The sequence below is a fragment of the Leifsonia aquatica H1aii genome (genome assembly GCF_000633535.1).
Taxonomy (GTDB): Bacteria; Actinomycetota; Actinomycetes; order Actinomycetales; family Microbacteriaceae; genus Leifsonia; species Leifsonia aquatica_A.
In genome coordinates, this window is record NZ_AYMR01000028.1 from 1 (window position 1) to 475 (window position 475).

1 protein-coding gene is annotated in these 475 nt (G+C 73.5%); it reads left to right on the top strand.

Features of this window, described 5'->3' with window-relative positions; all coding sequences use genetic code 11:
- Positions 1–475 (top strand): LLM class flavin-dependent oxidoreductase (locus U870_RS0119720; RefSeq protein ID WP_025159096.1); only part of this gene is annotated, 475 nt, incomplete at both ends.

Genomic DNA, 475 nt, shown 5'->3' on the forward strand with positions numbered 1-475 from the left:
CCGAGCCCGCAGCGCACGCCCTTCCTGTTCCAGGCGGGTGCGTCGCCGCGCGGTGTCGCGTTCGCCGCCCGCCATGCCGAGAACGTCTTCGTGGCGGCGCCGTCCAAGCGGGTGCTGACCGCGCAGGTCGCGGCGCTGCGGGAGGCCGTGGCCGAGGCCGGGCGCGACCCGGGAGCCGTCGCCGTGGTCAACCAGCAGACGGTCATCGTCGCCGAGACCGACGCGGAGGCGCAACGCCGGCTCGACGAGTACCTCTCGTTCGCGTCCGCCGAGGGCGCGCTCACGCTGATGTCCGGATGGACCGGCATCGACTTCTCCCGGCTCGACCCGGACGCGGTGCTGCGCGATCAGGACTCCAACGCGATCCAGTCGGTCGTCCGCGCGTTCAGCGCTGCCGATCCCGACCGCGAGTGGACCGTGCGCGAGATCGCCGAGTACGCCCGCATCGGCGGTGACGGTCCGGTGATCGCCGGCT